This window comes from Polyangium fumosum (assembly GCF_005144585.1).
In the GTDB taxonomy this organism is placed as follows: Bacteria; Myxococcota_A; Polyangia; order Polyangiales; family Polyangiaceae; genus Polyangium; species Polyangium fumosum.
In genome coordinates this window covers 151,568-168,855 of record NZ_SSMQ01000004.1, presented here as the reverse complement: position 1 = coordinate 168,855, position 17,288 = coordinate 151,568, and the positions used below count along the sequence as shown (strand labels likewise).

The following is a 17,288-nucleotide window of genomic DNA, read 5'->3' as shown; positions in this document are numbered from 1 at the left end:
GTATCACCGCTTCTCTTTCGCGAGCGCCTCCGCGAAGAGCGTGTCGTACCGGCCGCCCACGAACGCCTCCGACGCGAGCACCTGGCGGAGGAAGGGCAGGTTCGTCGCCGCCGGCCCCGCGGGCCCCACGAGCTCGAGCGTGGTCAGGGCGAGCGCCTCGTCGAGCCGGGCGATCGCCGCGGCGCGGCTCGGGCCGGACGCGACGATCTTGGCGATCATCGGATCGTAGAAGGGCGTGACCTCCGAGCCCTCCTCGACCCCGGTCTCGATCCGCAAATCCCCGCCCGCCGGCGCCCACACGAGCTTGGCGATGCGCCCGGGCTGCGGGGCGAACTTTTTCGCAGGATCCTCGGCGTACACGCGCGCCTCGATCGAATGCCCTCGCGCCTCGGCCGCGAGCACCTCGGGCGCGAGGCGCTCCCCGGCGGCGACGCGGATCTGCTGCTCCACGAGGTCGATCCCCCAGACCATCTCGGTCACGCAGTGCTCGACCTGGAGCCGCGCGTTGACCTCCAGGAAGAAAATTTCGCCGTCGCCCGATGCGACGAACTCGACCGTGCCGGCGCCGACGTACCCCACGCTGCGCACGATCCGCTTGGCCTGCTCGAAGAGATCCTTCCGTTTGGCCTCGCCCGCCTCGCCCTGGAAAAACGGGGCCGGCGAGGGGCTCTCCTCCACGATCTTCTGGTGCCGGCGCTGCACGCTGCACTCGCGCTCGCCGAGCGCGACCACGTTCCCGTGCGTGTCGGCCAGGATCTGCACCTCGATGTGCTTGGGCGCGCGCATGTACCGCTCGAGGTAGACACGCGCGTCGCCGAACGCGCTCTTGCCACGATCCGAGCAAGCCGTGAGGGCACGCGGGAGTTTTCCGAGGTCCTCGACGATCTGCATCCCGATGCCGCCGCCGCCGCCCGCGGCCTTGACCAGGATCGGCAGGCCGATGCGCTCGGCCTCGCGCGTGGCGAACTCGACGTTGTCCGCGCTGATGGGCCCGTCCGTGCCCGGCGGCGGCGAGACGCCCACGCGTTTGGCCACCTCGCGCGCCTTGATCTTGTCGCCGAACGCGTCGAGGGCCTCGGGGCGCGGGCCGATGAAGACGATGCCAGCGTCGTTCACGGCGCGGCAGAAGGCCTCTTTCTCGCTGAGCAGGCCGTAGCCGGGGTGGATCGCGCGCGCGCCGGTCTGCTTGGCCGCGGCGATGACCGCGTCCATCGAGAGGTAGCTGTCCTTGACGGGCGGCGGTCCGATCCGCACGGCCTCGTCGGCCATGCGGACGTGCGGGGCGTTCGCGTCGGCGTCCGAATAGACGGCGACGACAGCAATTCCGAGGCGTTTGCAGGTGCGGGCGACGCGGCAGGCAATCTCGCCGCGGTTGGCGATGAGGATCTTTTCGAACACGGTCCCAGCGATGTGCGCGTGGGACCGTGGGACGTCAAGCGCGGTCGCTCGATCTACGACGCCTACGACGCCGAGTTCCTGAATGCCTTGACCTTCGGCTTCGCCCCGAGCAACACGAGTTGCCCGCATGCAGCCGAGACATCGTCCCCGCGCCGGCGTCGGATGAAGCACGAGTAACCCGAGCCCACGAGGGCCTTCTGGAACGCGAAGACACGCGCCATGTCGGGGGGCCCGAGCGTCGATGCCTCGATCGGGTTCATCGGGATCAAATTGATCTTCACCGGCATGCCCCGGAGCAGCCGCGCGAGCTTCTGCGCCTCGGCCACGTCGTCGTTTTTCCCGGAGACGAGCGTGTACTCGATCGTGATGCGCCTTCGCCGCTGCATCGGGTAGGCCTTGAGCGCCGCGAGCAGCTCCGCGAGCGGGTACTTCTTGTTGATGGGCATCAGCGCCGAGCGGCTCTCGTCGTCGGCCGCGTGCAGCGAGATCGCGAGCGCGATCTGCCCGTTGAAATCACGCCCGAGCCGCGCGATCTCCGGGACGAGGCCCGAGGTCGAGACGGTCACGCGGCGCGTGGAGAGCGCGATCCCGTCGGGGTGCGTGAGCAGCCGCAACGCGCGGGCCGTGCCGTCGTAATTGTGCAGCGGCTCGCCCATGCCCATGAACACGACATTCCGCAGCGCCTCGCCCTCGTCGAGCAGCGCGCGCCCGAGCAGGATCTGCGCGACGATCTCCTCCGGCCCGAGGTGCCGTTTCCACCCGGCCACGCCGCTCGCGCAGAACACGCACCCCATCGCGCAGCCGACCTGCGTGGAGATGCACTGGGTCACGCGGGTTTTCCCGCGGAAGGCCTCCTCCGTGGTCGGGTCGTCCTCTTCGTCCTCGTCGTCGTATGCGGCGGCCGCGTCGGCGTCGATCTCGGGCTCCGGACGCGCCCCCGGACCACTCACGGCGGGCAAGAGGACGGTCTCGATCGTGGCGCCGTCCTTCAAGCGCACGACGAGCTTGCGCGTGCCGTCGGCCGAGCGGTGGACGTGCACGATCTCGGCGATCGATCCGAGCCCTTCCTCGGCGAGTGCGGCGCGCAGGCGCGCGGACACGTTGGTCATCGCGGCGGGGTCGACGACGCCGTGGCGGTGAATCCAGTTGAAGATCTGCTTGGCCGCGAAGGCCCGCTCGCCGCGCTGGGCGAGCGCGTCGCGCCATTCTTCGGGGAGGCGCGCGATGGGATGGAGGGGGGCGGCGGGCTTCACGATGGCGTCGTGGTTAGTGCGCGCGAGACGGAGCGGCAAGGGAGCGAACAAGAGTTGCCGCGAGGACAGGGTCGCCTTACGGAACGGGACCGTCGTCGAAACGGCCGGGACGGATAGAGGAGCCCGTTTGCTTTACCGGGGAGGGGATCTGTCGTAGCCTCGTTGAATCCCGAAATAGAACGGACCTAGGGAGTACACCATGGGTGTCAGCTTTTCCCAGGCAGCGCGGCGAGTGGCGACGAAGTACGTCGATGCTTCGTCTCTCGACGCCGCTGTGGAGGTACTGGGAGCGCGTGCCGACAAGGACGTCGACGCGCTGGATTCCGAAGGCAAGGCGAGCCTGATCAGCTTCCTCGTGCGCAACCTCCGCGAGCTCAGCGTGGAAGAGGCCACCGAGCTCGAGCGCAAGCTGCTCCGCGAGATGGGCGCGGTGCCGAAGCCGATGAAGACGGTCGTCGTGAAGGACGATATTTCGGTCATCACGCTGCGCAACTACGTCCGGTACCTCTGCGTCTACCTCGGGATGGAGTGGAACCGAGGCATGCTCCTGCAGTCGGCCGTCTCGGACCTGGCCCGCTTCGCGCTCACGCGCGGCGCCGGCACGTTCGAGATCTCGGCGGCGCGCGAGAAGGTGAGCTTCCGCGTGCACATCGACGGGCAGGTCGCGATCGGCGGCGCGTGGCTCTCCACGTCGAACGAGCCGCTGCTCGCGGGCGTACGCAACCTCGCGCGAGGGCTCCGGAGCACGTCCGGCGCGCAAGGATCGCAGCTCGAGTTCGACGTCGAGTGGGCGGCCGTCGCCTGACCGTCGGGCCCGCCTCGCGAATCTCGCGAACAAGGGGAAGAGAAAAACGTCATGGGGATCGTGCTGGACTTGTTCGCGCTTCCGCGGGCCGAGCGCTCGCGGACGCGCAAGCTTCGTGATGCGTTTTTCAGCGCATACCTGGAGAAGAACCCCGACGCGCACCGCGTCGAGGTCGACCTCGTGAAGGACGCGGAGAAGCTGCCGGCCTGGGACGAGTGGGACGTCCAGACCAAGTTCGAGATGCTGTACGGCGAGGGCAACCTCGACGAGGAAATGGCCACGCGCTGGAACGCGCTCAGCCGGTGGACCGATCAGCTCCACCAGGCGAACCTGATCGTGCTCTCCACGCCCATGTGGAACCTCTCGATCCCGTGGCAGCTCAAGCGCTGGATCGACGCGGTCGTGCAGGCGCGCCTGACGTTCGAGGTCCAGAAGGGCGAGTTCAAGGGCCTGCTCGGCGGGCGCCCCGTCGTCCTGCTCGTCTCGCGCGACGGCGCCTATCCGCCGGGATCGCCGTTCGCGTCCTGGGACTTTCAGGTCCCCTACCTGAAGACGATCCTCGGGCTCATGGGCCTCGGCCCGTTCCACGAGATCATCGCCGAGCCGATGGGCCTCATGGGCCCGAAGGTCGCGAAAGATGCGCTCGATGCGGCCGTCGGGCACGCCGCCGAGCTGGCCAAGACGCTGTAGAGCCCTCACCCCCCGGCCCCTCTCCCGCGCGGGCTGACCATGGGTTTCATCTGGGAAGCGCTTCGCTGGGGCGTTGCCCCAGGCCCCACCCGGGGCTATCCGCCCCGGGACCCGGACCAGCGCCCGCGCTGGACCGAGGGTCGATGAACTGCGCATCGCGCAGTTCATCGAACGGGCCGAGTCAAGACCACGAGCGACCCCGAAAGCCAAGACGGCAGCGCTGACGGTTCAGCCGGCAACGTGGTCCCAACGGCCTGTGGGAAGAACTGCGCATCGCGCAGTTCTTCCCCAAAGGGTCCAGGGCTGGCCCTGGTTCGGGTCGAGGGGCGAAGAGCCCCCGCGGGGCCCGGGGCAGCGCCCCGGCGCGGCGGCTTCCGATGAGACCCATGCTCAACCCGCGCGGGGGAGGGGCGGCTCAGGGCACCGAGGCAATGTCCTTCGGGGCCCGTTTCACCCGCTCCAGGCTCCGCGTACTGAAGTAGACGTGCGTCGCGTCGACCGCGATGTAACACGGCCGATCCTGCCCGCTCGCGAGGACGATCGGATCGCCGCCGCCCGTGAGGCGCTGCTTCAGGATACGCCCGCCCGTGCGCGCGCCCGCTCCGTCGACGTTGCCCGGATCCGTCCAGTAGACCGCGTCGCCGTCGATCGCCATCCCGCACATGCTGGTGTCGGCGAGCGCCACGTCGAGCGCAGGGCCGCCTTTGACGGGCGCCTTTCGCACGGTGCCGCGTGTCCCTTCGAGATCCTTCGCGGAGATCCAGTACACGTCCGTGCCGACGATCGTGATGCGTTTGACCCAATCCTGGCCGGGGGAAACGACCTCGATCGGGCCCCCCGCGATCGGCATCCGCACGACCTCGCCCTGCTGGTACACGTCGCGCCGCGCCCAGTACACGTGCGTCGCGTCCACGGCGAGCCCGCGCGGCTGGCGCTCGCCCGCCGCGAGCACCTTGTGCGCTCCACCCGCGAGCGGCGCGCTCGCCACGAAGCCGTCGACGTAGTCGCGATCCACGTTGCCCCCGTCGAGCCAGTACACGTGGGTCGCAGAGATCGCCATCGCGGCCGGGTTCACGATCCTCGAGGCGAGCACGCGCGGCTCGCCCGATCCGTCGAGCGGGAAAGCCGTGATCGTACCTTGCCCGTCGACCGAGAGAGCGCCCCCGTCCATGACGACGAGCACGTCCTTCGCGAGCGCGACGTCGAGCGGCATACGCCCCGATCCGAGCTGGGTCTCCGCGCCGCCCGCCACGGGGACCGAGAGGATCCGCTGCCCGAGCAGCGATTCGCTGAAGTAGACACGTTTCCCGTCGGTCGCGAGGCCCGCGATGAGGCCCTTGCCTTGCGAGACCACGAGATCCCCGGGCTGCACCGGCGCGCGCGTGCCGAGCATGCCCCGATCCTGGATCCCCGGTGAAGGGGAGGCCGGGTTTGTCATTCTCGACGGGTCCCAGGCGCGCTCCTCCTCCTGGCTCGTTCGGTAGAAGAGAAACGCGGCCTGGGCGACGAGGCCGAGGAGGACAGCCCAGCGCCACGGGCGTGCCGGCGCGGACGAAGGTCGTTTCGAGGCGCTCACGCGCGGCATGGTAACCGGCCTCGGGCCTTCGCGGGCGAGGGAAGGGGGACGGCCGGCGCGGGCCCCGCGTGCTACGGGTTCGTCATGGCCAGGCCTTTTGATCCCGTCGTCGTCCCCCCGCTCGTCGAGCAGCGTGGTCAGACCTTCCCTCGCCTCGTCGAGCTCATGCAACGCCTGCTCGCGCCGGACGGCTGCCCGTGGGACAGAAAGCAATCGTTCGAGACGCTGCGCAAGTACGTGCTCGAAGAGGCGTGCGAGGTGATCGACGCGATCGACGCGGGCGATCGCGGCGAGCTCCGCGGCGAGCTCGGGGATCTGCTCCTGCAGGTCGTCTTCCAGGCGGAGCTCGGGCGCGCGGAGGGGGCGTTTGGTCCGGACGACGTGGTCGCTGCGATCTGCGAGAAGCTCGTGCGGCGGCACCCGCACGTCTTCGCGGACACGACGGTCGAGGACGCGGACGAGGTCTTGCGCAACTGGGAGCTCATCAAGGCGAAGGAGCGCGCGGATAAGCCCAAGCAGGGGATCCTTTCAGGTGTGCCGCGCAGCTTGCCGGCGCTCGTGCGGGCGCAGCGCATCGGGGAGAAGGTCGCGCGCGTGGGCTTCGATTGGCCGGACGTCGCGGGATCACGGGCCAAGGTGGCCGAGGAGATCCGCGAGCTCGACGAGGCGATCGCGACCGGCGACGCCGGGGAGATCGAGGCGGAGCTCGGCGACGCGCTCTTCGCGCTGGTGAACCTCGCGCGGCACGTGAACGTGGACGCCGAGAGCGCGCTGCGCCGCACGATCGACAAGTTCACGCGCCGCTTCGATCACGTCGAAGCCCGCGTCCGCGAGCGCCACGGCGGATGGCCCGAGCCGGGCGGGGAGGATCACCTCACGTTGCAGGAGCTCGACGTCTACTGGGAGGAGTCCAAGAAATCGGGTAGGTAAAGCGCATGTCCGAACAGGTCCTCTTGGTCGAGCACGAAGGCCCCGTCGCCGTCGTCACAATGAACAGGCCCCGGGCGAAGAACGCGCTCGACACGGAGCTCCTCGGCGCGCTCCTCGAGACGTTGCCGCGGCTCGGCGCAGACGCGTCGGTGCGCGCGGTGGTGCTGACGGGCGCGGGCGGCGCGTTCTGCGCGGGCGCCGATCTCAAGAACGCGATGGGCAGCCTGCAGGCCGCGGGGGGGCTCGACGCGATCATGGATCGCTACCACGGGATCATTCGCGCGATCGTGAACGCGCCGAAGCCGTTCGTCGCGATGGTCGAGGGCCCGGCCGTCGGCTTCGGCTGTGATCTCGCGCTCGCGTGTGATCTCCGGATGCTCGGCCAAGATGCCTACTTGGAGGAGCGCTTCGTGAAGATCGGGCTCATGCCGGACGGCGGCGGTTCGTTCTGGCTCCCGCGCCTCGTCGGCCTCGGGCGCGCGATGGAGATCATGCTGACGGGCGATCGCATCACGGCCGATCACGCCGTCTCGCTCGGCCTCGCGAACCACGTCCTCCCGTCGGCCGAGCTCCGCGGCGAGACGATGAAGCTCGCCGCGCGCCTCGCGAAGGGCCCGCCGCTCGCGTACGCCGAGATCAAGAGCGCCGTCCGGAAGAGCCTCGGCAGCACGATCGACGAGGCGCTCGATCGCGAGAAGGCCGGGCAGGTGAAGCTCCTGCAGTCGGCCGACTGCATGGAGGGCGTGCTCGCCTGGATGGAGAAGCGCGAGCCTTCGTTCCAGGGCAAGTGATCGGAGCCCCGCGCGGCGGGGCGTCCCCTTCATGCGCTAGTGCAGGCGCGGGCCGAGCTCGCGGACGTTGATCTCCGCGAACACGCCGTAGTGATCGGAGGGCGCGACGTCGTCCTGGTTCTCGGTCATCACGACCTGTGCCGAGAGCGGCTTGCCGCGGCCCGTGCCGAGCTCGGGCCCGCGCACGAGGATGTAATCGATGCGGCGCGGGAACTCGTGCGTCAGCGCGGCGTACGGGTTGTTCTCCGAATCGAACGTGTAGCCCGGGGGCGCGCCGAGGTGCTCGAAGCAATCGGTGAAGTGCACGCTCTTGCCCCCGAGCGACTGGAGCCCGAGCAGAAATCGCATCTCCGCGGAGTGCGACACGGCGTTGAAGTCGCCGACGAGCACCGCGGGTAGATCCGCGCCGACCGGGGCTTCGTGCATCACGTGCTCGGCGATGGAGACGACCTGGGCTTCGCGCGCCACGCCGTCGTGGAACTTCCAGTTGAGGTGCGTGACGAAAAACGGGAGGGACCCCGCGGGCGTGCGGATGCGCGCGTGGAGGAGCGCCCGCCGCTCCTCGTCGCCGGCCGTGGGCAGCGGCAGCACCGCGCGCTTCTCGATCGGGAAGCGCGAGAGCACGGCGTTGCCGAAGTGTATGCCGTCGCCGAGATCGTGGGCCATGCCGAAGGCGGCGTCGTAGCCGAGGCCCTCGCGGATCTCGTCGGCCTGCGTGCGATCGTTGTAGAGGATGACCTCTTGCAGCCCGATGATGTCCGGCGAAAGGCGGCGGATCCCTTCGCGGATGAGCTCGAGCCGTCGCTCCCAGGGGCCCTTTTTGTTCCAGATGTTGAGGGTGAGGACGCGCAGCCGTTCCATGCTCCTTCCGGGCTACGTCACGATGGAGGCTCAGGCGAGCGGCCGAGGGGGCGTCGCGCGGCGTAATTTTTTCGGTCTCCCGAGCGCGCGCGCGGGCGCGGCCTCCGTGGCCGACTGAGACGTGCGCGTCGAGCCGTGGTAGCAAGGCTCGAAACGGAAAGGACGGAGGCGATGAAGCGCGTCGTGACCCTGGGAGCCCTGGTTTGCTTGTCCCTTTTCTCGTCGCTCGGGTGTTCCAGCAAGATGGAGCCGAAGGAGTGCGACAAGATCCGGGGGGAGGCGTTCGACCTCCTCAACAAGGCGCAGCACTGCAACGTCGACGCCGACTGCAAGCAGAGCGCGTGGCCCGGCTGTGCGAAGCCCGTGAACGGGCAGACGCTCGACACGATCAAGCCGATGGCCGAGAACTACAAGAAGGGCCAATGCGAGGAGCCCGAGCTCAAGTGCGCCTCGCCGACGCCCGAGAGCTACTGCAAGCAGGGCCTCTGCGTGCACCGCGAAAAGGGCATGACCGAGGGCGCGGGCGCGCCGGCCGGCGACATCATCGTCAAGTGACGACGAGGATCTCGTGATGGAAGCGGGCTCGTTTTACGCAGGCAAGCGCGTGGTCGTGACCGGCGCGGGGGGCTTCATCGGCAGCCACCTCGTGGAGGCCCTCGTGCGCGAGGGCGCGAACGTGCGCGCGCTCGTCCGCTACACGTCGAGCTCGCAGCGCGGCCACCTGGATCGCGTCCCCGCGAGCGTGCTCGGGCAGGTGGAGGTCGTCCTCGGCAACGTCGAGGACGCCGCCTGCGTGCGCAAGCTCGTGCGGGGCGCGGACGTGGTCTTCCACCTCGCCGCGCTGATCGGGATCCCCTACTCGTACGTGGCTCCGCATCAGTACGTCGCGACGAACGTGTCGGGCACGTTGAACGTGCTCGAAGCGGTGCGCGAGCACGGCGCCCGCATGGTGCACACGTCGACGAGCGAGACGTACGGATCGGCGCGGTATGCGCCGATCGACGAGGCCCACCCGCTCACGGGGCAGTCGCCCTACTCGGCGACGAAGATCGCCGCGGACAAGCTCGCCGAGAGTTATTTCCTCTCGTTCGGCACGCCCGTCGCCACGATCCGCCCCTTCAACACGTACGGCCCGCGCCAGTCGTCGCGCGCGTTCATCCCGAGCGTGATGAAGCAGCTCGCGGCCGGCCGCGACGTCGTGCGCGTGGGCAGCACGCGGCCGAAGCGCGACCTCAACTTCGTCGAGGACACCGTGGCGGGGTTCCTCGCGGTCGGCGCGAGTGATCGGGCCCTCGGGCAGGTGATCAACGTGGGCAGCGGCCGCACGATCTCCATGGGCGAGCTCGCCGAGCTCATCTTCGTGATCTCGGGCAAACCGGCGCGCCTGGAGACGGACGACGCGCGCGTGCGGCCCGACGCGAGCGAGGTCGAGCTCCTGCTCGCCGATGGACGCAAGGCCAAGGAGCTCGTCGGATACGAGCCACGCGTGACCCTCGAAGAAGGGCTCCAGAAGACGTGGGTCTACGTCCTCGAGCGCATCGCCGACTATCGGCCGGACGAGTACGCGATCTGATCGGATCCGAGCATGTGGAAGATTCCCCTCTGCGACCTTCATTTCGGCCCTGAAGAGGCCCAAGCCGCGGCCGACGTCGTGGCCTCCGGCTGGCTCACGATGGGCGAGCGCACGCAGGCCTTCGAGCGCGCGCTCGGCGAGGCGTTCGGCACGACGGGCGTGCTCGCCATGACGAACTGCACGGCGGCGCTGCACCTCGCCTACCTCGCCGTGGGCGCCGGGCCCGGCGACGAGGTGATCTGCCCGAGCCTCACGTTCGTGGCGACGGCGAACGCCGCGCTGACGACGGGCGCGGACGTCGTGCTCGCGGACATCGTCGGGCCGGACGATCTCACGATCGATCCCGCGGACGTCGAGCGGAAGATCACGAAGCGTACGAAGGCGATCACGGTCGTGCATTACGCCGGCTACCCGTGCGACATGGACGCGATCCTCGCGATCGCCGAGCGGCACGGCGTCGCGGTGATCGAGGACGCGGCGCACGCGCCGCTGGCGACCTGGAAGGGCCGCGCCCTCGGGACGATCGGCGACGTCGGCTGCTACAGCTTCTTCTCGAACAAGAACCTCTCGACCGGGGAGGGAGGCGCGGTCGCCGCGCGGACCGAGGAGCTTCGCCAGCGCTGCAAGCTCCTGCGATCGCACGGGATGACGACGCTCACGCTCGAGCGCCACAAGGGGCACGCGTTTTCCTACGACGTGGTCCTCGCGGGGCAGAACTACCGCATCGACGAGATCCGCAGCGCGATCGGGCTCGTGCAGCTCGGCCGCCTCGCGGAGGGCAACCGCATGCGTCGCGCCGTCGTCACGCGGTACCGCGATCGCCTCGGCGCGCTCGACCGCGTGCACGTCCCGTTCCGCGACTTCGAGGCGCGCGGGGTGGGGGAAAGCGCCTACCACATCATGCCCGTGCTGCTGCCCGAGGGCGCGCCGCGCGAGGCCGTGATGGCCGCGATGAAGGCGCGCGGGATCCAGACGAGCGTGCATTACCTGCCGATCCACGCCTTCTCGTTCCACGGCACCAGCGAGCGCGTGCGTCGGGACAACCTCGCCCGCACGGACGTGCTCGCCCCGCGCGAGCTCACGCTCCCGCTCTACCCGCGCATGACCGACGCGCAGGTCGACGAGGTGTGCGCGGCGCTCGACGCGTCGCTGCGCGAGGTGTTTCCGGGCTGAAGGTCGTTCGGCGTCGGAACACGCCGAGCCGCCTGTCGGCGAGGTGCAGGCCGAGGCGCGCGCCTCTCGCTCTGCTCGTGGCAAAGCCTCGGCTTTCACGAGGCTACCCTTCGCGACGGGTCGAGGATATAAGGGCCCCCGTTCCCGAGGGACGATGCCGATGAAGAATAAAAAATACCGCTGCCTCGTGTGCGCCCACGTCTACGATCCGGCGATCGGCGATCCGGACAACGGCGTCGCGCCGGGCACGGCGTTCGAGGACATCCAAGACGACTGGTATTGCCCCGAATGCGGAGCGACGAAGGCCGATTTCGAGCCGATGGCCGATTGAACCGTCATAACGTCGCCGGTCGGTCCGCGCGCCCTGGGCGCCAGGTCCACGCCTTCGTGCGTGGGTGGCAAGATCGCAGCGAGGCGGACCTTGACGTGCCTTTTCGGCGTCGGCTAGGATCGGCCTGTTTCTTACCATCCAAAGGTTATTGAGGACACACCACCGACGCGGATCGTCGGTGCCGCCGACGAAGGCTGGTCGAGACCGTCCGTTCGTCGAGCGGGCGAGCAACCCAAAGCGTGGGTTGTGATACGGAAAGGAACGGGCGCATTCGAATGGACGTAATCGATCCGGCCTCGCTGCGCGTGTTCCGCGTGGCTCTCGCTCCGCGAGGGCATTCGTCCGGGAAGACGCGGAAGAAGTCGGGGTTTGTCCCCGTACCGAAGCCTGCTGATCGTGGTACCCTCGTGACCGATTGCCGGAAAGGGAGGTTTGCGTGAAAAAGTCCAGCTGGGCTTCGAGCTTCTCGCTCGCGATCTCGGCGCTCCTCGCTGCCACGGCGTATGCCGCGTGCACCGACTCGTACCAGGACCCGGAGGCGTCGGGCGCCGGCACGGGGCCGGGAGGGCCGGGTGGCACGGGGGGCGACGGCGGCTCCGGCGGCGTCATCATCGATACCGACAGCGGTGTCGGCTGCGATGACACGTGCTCGAACGACCTCACGGCGGTCGTCGATTGTTATGGCGAGGTCAAGGTGCAATGCACGCCGGACCAGGGCTGCGCCAATGCGAAGTGCATCAACGACCCCTGCCAGGCCGCGGAGGAGTCGAAGAGCTCGTACGGCTGCGATTACTGGGCGCTCAAGACGGCGCTCCGGCCGCAGGCCGACGGCGCGTGTTTCGCCGCATTCGTGGCGAATACCTGGTCGAAGCCGGTGCACCTCCAGGTCTCGCGGAAGGGCTCGTCGCTCGATCCGGCGACGTTCGCGTACATCCCGAGCATCGGCGCGAACGGCACGATCCAGTACGACGCCTACAACGCGGCGACGGGCATCGACGTGGGGCAGGTGGCGATCCTGTTCCTGTCGCGCAAGTCGGCGGGCGCGAGCGTCGTCGACTGCCCGAAGCCCGCGGCGCTGAACCTCGACACCGGCGTGATCGACACGGGCAAGGGCGACGCCTTCCACATCACCACGGACTACCCCGTCGTGGCCTACCAGATCTCGCCGTACGGCGGCGGTCAGGCGTACGTCAGTTCGGCCACGCTGCTGCTCCCGACGAGCGCTTGGGACACCAACTATCTCGCCATCAACGCGTACAAGGCGAGCGAGGTTTTCCCCGACGCTTGGCCTTCCCTCGCGATCCTCGCGCACCAGGACAACACGAAGGTCACGCTCCTGCCGAACGTGGCGGTCGTCGGCGGCGGCGGCATCCCCGCGTCCGAGGTGAACAAGCCCGTCGAGTACATGCTGAGCGCGGGCCAGTTCCTGCAGATCACGCAGCCCGAGGAGCTCACGGGCAGCCCCATCGGCTCGGACAAGCCGGTCGCCGTGTTCGGCGCGTCGAAGTGCATGAACGTGCCGTCGATGCAGGACGACTGTGATTCGGGCCAGCAGCAGCTCGCGCCGGTGCGCGCGCTCGGCAGCGAATACGTGGCCGTGCGGTACAAGAGCCGTTCGGCGGCGGAGGAGTCGTCGCGGTGGCGGCTCGTCGGCGCGGTCGACGGGACGGTCCTCACCTGGACGCCCACGAAGCCCGCGGGCGCGCCCGCGATGATCGGCCAGGGGCAGGTGCTCGAGTTCGAGGATCCGGGGCCCTTCGTCGTGCGCAGCCAGGACGCGCAGCACCCGTTCTATTTCGGCGCCTACATGACGGGCGGCGCGCCGTTCGCGAACGTCGGCGATCCGGACTGGGTCAACGTGGTGCCGCCGCAGCAGTTCCTGAAGCGTTATGTCCTCTTCACGGACCCGACGTACCCGGAGACGAGCCTCGTCGTGGTGCGCGTCAAGTCGAAGACGACCGGCGACTTTGCCCCCGTCACGCTCAAGTGCAAGGGCGAGCTCGACGGCTGGCAGCCCGTCGGCGACTACGAGTTCACGCGCGTGGACCTCGTGAAGGGCGACTTCCAGGGCGTCGACGGCTGCACGAACGGGCCGCAGGAGATGTCGAGCACGCAGCCCTTTGGCGCCACCGTGTGGGGCTGGGGCACGACGCAGCAGACCCTCCGCGTTTCGTACGCCTATCCGGCGGGCGCCGGATTCCTGCCCATCAACGAGATCGTCGTTCCGCCGACGCCGAAGTGACCGTCCACGACACTCGGGTGGCCGCGCGCGAAGTGAAGGAGGGGCGCGCGACGGCCACCCGGTCTGGCCGGGACAATGATACAGAGGACATCGCGTGATGGTTCGACGACCTATGGGACCCGCATGGGCAAAGCGGGCGCAAAAGACCCTTCTGCCCGGCGCCACCCTCCTTGCGACCTTGCTCGTGCCGCTTGCGGCGAACGCGCAGGACAAGACGTTTTACCTCGACCGGCTGCAGATCGGCGGTGCGCCCGGGGACGGCCTCGCGGTGTGGCGTCCCGACATCGGGCAGACGCGCCTCTACGGCCAGTTCGGGCTCGGCTTCTCGCTGAACCCGCTGCGCGTCGACAACCACGTCGACAACCTCGAGAAGGCCGGGACGCTGAAAGGTCCGCCCGTCGCGAACCAGCTCACGGCGTACATCACGGCCGGCGCTGAGATCCTCGAGCGCGGCGCCGTGCAGGTGACGCTCCCGCTCGCGCTCTACCAGAGCGGCAACCCCACGGGGAACGCGGCGGCTGGGCTCAACCAGAACGTCAACATGCAAGTCTTCGCGCCGATGGACATGCGGCTCGACGGCCGCTTCATCGTGTTCCGGACGGAGGACAAGTCCTTCAAGCTCGGCCTGCGCGCGGCGGTGTTCCTGCCGACCGGCGACGAGTTCTCCTTCGGCGGTGACAAGGAAACGTGGGGCAGCGTTGGCCTTGCCACCGAGTACGACGCGAAGAAATTTTTCTTGACGCTGAACGCGGGTTTCTCCATCCGGCCCACCGCGAAGCTGCACGAGCTCACGGTCGGCCGCGAGCTGACCTACGGCGTCGGCGGCTACGTGCCGCTCATGCAGGATCGCCTGCGCATCGGGGCCGAGATCTTCGGCTCCGTGGGCATGCTGCCCGAGACGCTCGGCGAGCTCGACTCCGCGCCGCTCGAGTGGTCGCTCTCGGGTCGCATGGCGCTCGACGCGAGGAAGCTCTCGTGGGCGGGCCTCTCGGTCGGCTCGCGCCTCACGGGCGGCTACGCGCCCGATCTGCGCATCGTCGCGGTCGTCGGCGGCGCCTTCCAGCTCAAGGACACCGAGGTCGGCGCAGGCGCGGCGCGTTACCAGTTCCGCGACGACGTCGACACGGACAAGGACGGCTTCCCGGACCTCGTCGACATGTGCCCCGTCGACAAGGAAGACAAGGCGCCGCCGAACCCCGACGACGGCTGTCCGACGATGTCCGATCTCGACAAGGACGGCATCCCCGACAACGTCGACAAGTGTCCGGCCAACCCCGAGGACAAGGACGGCATCGACGATCGCGATGGCTGCCCCGAGGACGATGCCGATCAGGACACGGTGCCCGACGCCGAGGACAAGTGCCCGAAGGAGCCGGGCATGCGCGGCGACGATCCCGAGAAGGAAGGTTGCCCGCAGTTCGTCCGCCGCATCAGCGGATCGAGCGAGATTCAGATCACGAAGCAGGTCGAGTTCGAGTTCGACAGCAACGTGATCCTGCCGAAGAGCTACCCGATCCTCGACGAGGTCGTGCGTCTGCTCAAGGCAAACCCCGAGATCAAGCTCGTCAGCGTCGAAGGGCACACCGACGACATCGGCAAGCCCGAGTACAACGACAAGCTCTCGGCGAACCGCGCGGCGGCCGTACGCATGTACCTGATCGACAAGGGCGGCATCGCGGCGAGCCGGCTCGAATCGAAGGGTTTCGGCGCGCGCAAGCCGGTCGGGAGCAACGCGACGCCCGAGGGGCAGGCACGCAACCGTCGCGTCGAGTTCCACATCGTCACGCAGGCGATCGAGGGGCGGTGATCCTCGCCCGAGGCGAGCGCGGACGGCCCTTCGGGCGCGCGCTCGCCCTCGGGGTCGTCCTCGCCGCCGCGGGGCAGGGGAGCCCGGAGGGCCTGCCCGCCGCGCAGGCCGACGATCGGATCGTGCTCGGCGTCGATCGCGACGACGACGACGTCGATGGTCGTCCCGACGCGGAGCAGGACGTCGTCGCGCCGTCCACGGATCTCTTCGAACTCGCGTTGCCGAAGGGCAAGGATCGAACGATCGAGGTCCGCGGCGACGTGGCGCGCCTGCTCGTGGACGGGCGGCCGTTCGCGGGGAGCGTGATCCCCGCAGGCGCGAAGCGTGTCGCGTTGCAGGCCGTACGCGCGGGGCGTGGTGAGGTGAAGGCGTTCGGACGAACGCGTACGATCGCGGCGATCGACGTGCTTCCGATCGACGGGCAGGGGCAGCGCGTGGATCCGGCGCGCTCGCACGCCTCGCTCGAGCGCACGCCGCCCGAGCGGCTGCCCGCGGATCCGTATGCGAAGAGCACGAACCCCGACGCGGTGCGGTTCGTCGTCGTGGCCACGCGGGAGGATCTGCCGCCGGTCGTGCGCGTGACGGGCCGCGCGCCGTCGGGCGCGATCGTCGATCGGCTGGAGCCCTTGATGCTCGGCGCGGTGGCATGTCCCGACGGTGTGGACGCGTCGCTCGCGTGCGCCTCGACCGCGCCGATCCGCGTGGTGCCGGACGAGATCGATCGGAACCACCCGACGGTGCGGGATCGATCCGTGCGCGCGGAGCTCGGCGGCGCGGTGGAGCTCGCGCTGATCAGCGATGTGCGCAAGCTTGGGGGCCTGCGCGTCGCGGGGCCGCGCGCGTCGCCGCTCGGGCCGCTCGTGCGATATCGCGGCGTGCTGCGCGTCTTTCTGGTGCGCCCGCGGCCGGGCGGTCCGCCACCTGTGGGCGGGGACGACGCGGGCGCGATGGTGCTGGCGCGCGCGGACGTGGCGCAGGCGAGCACGCTCTGGGGCGCGTGTGGCGTGAGCTTCGGGCCGCCCGCGGAGACGGAGATCACGATCGTGGATCCGCCACGCCCGCACCTCGTGGCGCTCGGCTGTGATCACGGCTTGCCGGCGGCGGGCGGAGGCAAGGTGCGCGTGCGCGTGGACGGGCGCGAGATCGCGGTGACGATGGAGAAGGGCACGGCGCCCGCGGGCGCGGCGCGCGTGCTCGCGACGGCGATCGCCTCGGCGGGCTTCGTGGCGCGCGTCTCGGACAACGCGACGATCGCGGCAGGCGCGCGCGGTAGCTCCGACGTGCTCGTGCGGCGCAAGAGCGGCGAGCCGGCGCTCGTCGAGCCGCCTGCATCGGGGCCGGTCAGCACGGACGCGCTGCTCACGGCGTGCATCGGGCGCGTCGAGCTCGAAGACGGGCTGCAACATTTCAACGACATCGACGCGATCGCGGGCACGGTCGAGGAGCGCGCGCTCATCAAGGCCCTCGACGACGGGGATCCTTCGACCATCGAGGTGATCGTGGTGCCGAGCTTCGCGGGCAGCGGCCGCATCGGCGAGAGCTTCATCGGCGCCGACGGCGGCGCGGTGCGCAACGTGCTCATCACGGATCGCGCCGCGCTCCGGGCCGACCGCGCGAGCTTCGCCCTCGCGCACGAGCTCGGGCACGTGCTGCTCGACGATCCCGGCCATCCCGACGACTTCGGTCGCGACACGCCGACGCGGCTCATGGACGCCGATGCCGCGAACGGGACGGCGTTCGGGCCGCGACGCCTGCTCGTCGACGAGTGCGCGCGCGCGCTGCGGCAGAGCGGTCCGATGGCGGCCGTTCCCCTCTTGCGCCCGTGGCCGCTCGCTCCGCTCGGCAAGGAACGCTGAGC

General features: G+C 69.5%; 15 protein-coding genes. 11 read left to right on the top strand and 4 right to left on the bottom strand.

Annotated features, from left to right (window positions below; genetic code table 11):
* Positions 1 to 3: 3 nt before the first annotated feature.
* Positions 4 to 1,398 (bottom strand): acetyl-CoA carboxylase biotin carboxylase subunit, encoded by a 1,395-nt coding sequence (locus E8A74_RS05810; protein ID WP_136927917.1) that lies wholly within the window; start codon positions 1,396 to 1,398, stop codon positions 4 to 6.
* Between the two features lie 62 nt (positions 1,399 to 1,460).
* Complete coding sequence (rlmN, locus tag E8A74_RS05805) at positions 1,461 to 2,651, bottom strand: dual-specificity RNA methyltransferase RlmN (protein WP_136927916.1); 1,191 nt, start codon at positions 2,649 to 2,651, stop codon at positions 1,461 to 1,463.
* 199 nt (positions 2,652 to 2,850) lie between these two features.
* Here rlmN and E8A74_RS05800 point away from each other — a divergent pair, with 199 nt between their 5' ends.
* Together E8A74_RS05800 and E8A74_RS05795 are read left to right on the top strand one after the other, a co-directional pair.
* Entirely contained in the window at positions 2,851 to 3,456 is a 606-nt protein-coding gene (locus E8A74_RS05800; protein WP_136927915.1) for a hypothetical protein, read from the top strand.
* A 51-nt stretch (positions 3,457 to 3,507) separates the two neighbouring features.
* Positions 3,508 to 4,146 carry an FMN-dependent NADH-azoreductase gene (locus E8A74_RS05795; protein ID WP_136927914.1) on the top strand — a complete coding sequence of 213 codons (639 nt, stop codon included), beginning with the start codon at positions 3,508 to 3,510 and terminating at the stop codon, positions 4,144 to 4,146.
* Between the two features lie 415 nt (positions 4,147 to 4,561).
* Here E8A74_RS05795 and E8A74_RS05790 read toward each other — a convergent pair whose 3' ends face one another.
* Complete coding sequence (locus E8A74_RS05790; RefSeq protein ID WP_136927913.1) at positions 4,562 to 5,722, bottom strand: hypothetical protein; 1,161 nt, start codon at positions 5,720 to 5,722, stop codon at positions 4,562 to 4,564.
* A gap of 84 nt (positions 5,723 to 5,806) precedes the next feature.
* Between E8A74_RS05790 and mazG the strand changes: the two genes are divergently transcribed.
* Positions 5,807 to 6,652 (top strand): nucleoside triphosphate pyrophosphohydrolase, encoded by an 846-nt coding sequence (gene mazG / locus E8A74_RS05785; protein ID WP_136927912.1) that lies wholly within the window; start codon positions 5,807 to 5,809, stop codon positions 6,650 to 6,652.
* Between the two features lie 5 nt (positions 6,653 to 6,657).
* A complete protein-coding gene (locus E8A74_RS05780; RefSeq protein WP_136927911.1) occupies positions 6,658 to 7,443 on the top strand; it encodes an enoyl-CoA hydratase in 786 nt (261 codons plus the stop codon).
* Positions 7,444 to 7,479: 36 nt separating this feature from the next.
* Here E8A74_RS05780 and E8A74_RS05775 read toward each other — a convergent pair whose 3' ends face one another.
* The gene (locus E8A74_RS05775; protein ID WP_136927910.1) at positions 7,480 to 8,304 is read right to left on the bottom strand and encodes an endonuclease/exonuclease/phosphatase family protein; all 825 of its coding nucleotides are present in this window, start codon (positions 8,302 to 8,304) and stop codon (positions 7,480 to 7,482) included.
* A gap of 171 nt (positions 8,305 to 8,475) precedes the next feature.
* Between E8A74_RS05775 and E8A74_RS05770 the strand changes: the two genes are divergently transcribed.
* From E8A74_RS05770 to E8A74_RS05740, 7 genes are all read left to right on the top strand, one after another.
* The gene (locus tag E8A74_RS05770; RefSeq protein WP_136927909.1) at positions 8,476 to 8,859 is read left to right on the top strand and encodes a hypothetical protein; all 384 of its coding nucleotides are present in this window, start codon (positions 8,476 to 8,478) and stop codon (positions 8,857 to 8,859) included.
* A 16-nt stretch (positions 8,860 to 8,875) separates the two neighbouring features.
* Positions 8,876 to 9,877 carry an SDR family NAD(P)-dependent oxidoreductase gene (locus tag E8A74_RS05765; protein WP_136927908.1) on the top strand — a complete coding sequence of 334 codons (1,002 nt, stop codon included), beginning with the start codon at positions 8,876 to 8,878 and terminating at the stop codon, positions 9,875 to 9,877.
* A gap of 12 nt (positions 9,878 to 9,889) precedes the next feature.
* A complete protein-coding gene (locus E8A74_RS05760; RefSeq protein ID WP_136927907.1) occupies positions 9,890 to 11,050 on the top strand; it encodes a DegT/DnrJ/EryC1/StrS family aminotransferase in 1,161 nt (386 codons plus the stop codon).
* Positions 11,051 to 11,210: 160 nt separating this feature from the next.
* The gene (rd, locus tag E8A74_RS05755) at positions 11,211 to 11,381 is read left to right on the top strand and encodes a rubredoxin (RefSeq protein WP_136927906.1); all 171 of its coding nucleotides are present in this window, start codon (positions 11,211 to 11,213) and stop codon (positions 11,379 to 11,381) included.
* Positions 11,382 to 11,817: 436 nt separating this feature from the next.
* Complete coding sequence (locus E8A74_RS05750) at positions 11,818 to 13,623, top strand: IgGFc-binding protein (protein ID WP_136927905.1); 1,806 nt, start codon at positions 11,818 to 11,820, stop codon at positions 13,621 to 13,623.
* A 97-nt stretch (positions 13,624 to 13,720) separates the two neighbouring features.
* The gene (locus tag E8A74_RS05745; protein ID WP_136927904.1) at positions 13,721 to 15,430 is read left to right on the top strand and encodes an OmpA family protein; all 1,710 of its coding nucleotides are present in this window, start codon (positions 13,721 to 13,723) and stop codon (positions 15,428 to 15,430) included.
* Entirely contained in the window at positions 15,427 to 17,286 is a 1,860-nt protein-coding gene (locus E8A74_RS05740; RefSeq protein WP_136927903.1) for a hypothetical protein, read from the top strand. The genes E8A74_RS05745 and E8A74_RS05740 overlap by 4 nt, the downstream gene beginning before the upstream one ends.
* Positions 17,287 to 17,288: the final 2 nt, after the last annotated feature.

Coding starts and splice junctions, on each gene's coding strand:
- E8A74_RS05770 (WP_136927909.1), top strand. CDS start 8,476: ATGAAGCGCGTCGTGACCCTGGGAGCCCTGGTTTGCTTGTCCCTTTTC.
- mazG (WP_136927912.1), top strand. CDS start 5,807: ATGGCCAGGCCTTTTGATCCCGTCGTCGTCCCCCCGCTCGTCGAGCAG.
- E8A74_RS05795 (WP_136927914.1), top strand. CDS start 3,508: ATGGGGATCGTGCTGGACTTGTTCGCGCTTCCGCGGGCCGAGCGCTCG.
- E8A74_RS05780 (WP_136927911.1), top strand. CDS start 6,658: ATGTCCGAACAGGTCCTCTTGGTCGAGCACGAAGGCCCCGTCGCCGTC.
- E8A74_RS05800 (WP_136927915.1), top strand. CDS start 2,851: ATGGGTGTCAGCTTTTCCCAGGCAGCGCGGCGAGTGGCGACGAAGTAC.
- E8A74_RS05760 (WP_136927907.1), top strand. CDS start 9,890: ATGTGGAAGATTCCCCTCTGCGACCTTCATTTCGGCCCTGAAGAGGCC.
- E8A74_RS05775 (WP_136927910.1), bottom strand. CDS start 8,304: ATGGAACGGCTGCGCGTCCTCACCCTCAACATCTGGAACAAAAAGGGC.
- E8A74_RS05745 (WP_136927904.1), top strand. CDS start 13,721: ATGGTTCGACGACCTATGGGACCCGCATGGGCAAAGCGGGCGCAAAAG.
- rd (WP_136927906.1), top strand. CDS start 11,211: ATGAAGAATAAAAAATACCGCTGCCTCGTGTGCGCCCACGTCTACGAT.
- E8A74_RS05765 (WP_136927908.1), top strand. CDS start 8,876: ATGGAAGCGGGCTCGTTTTACGCAGGCAAGCGCGTGGTCGTGACCGGC.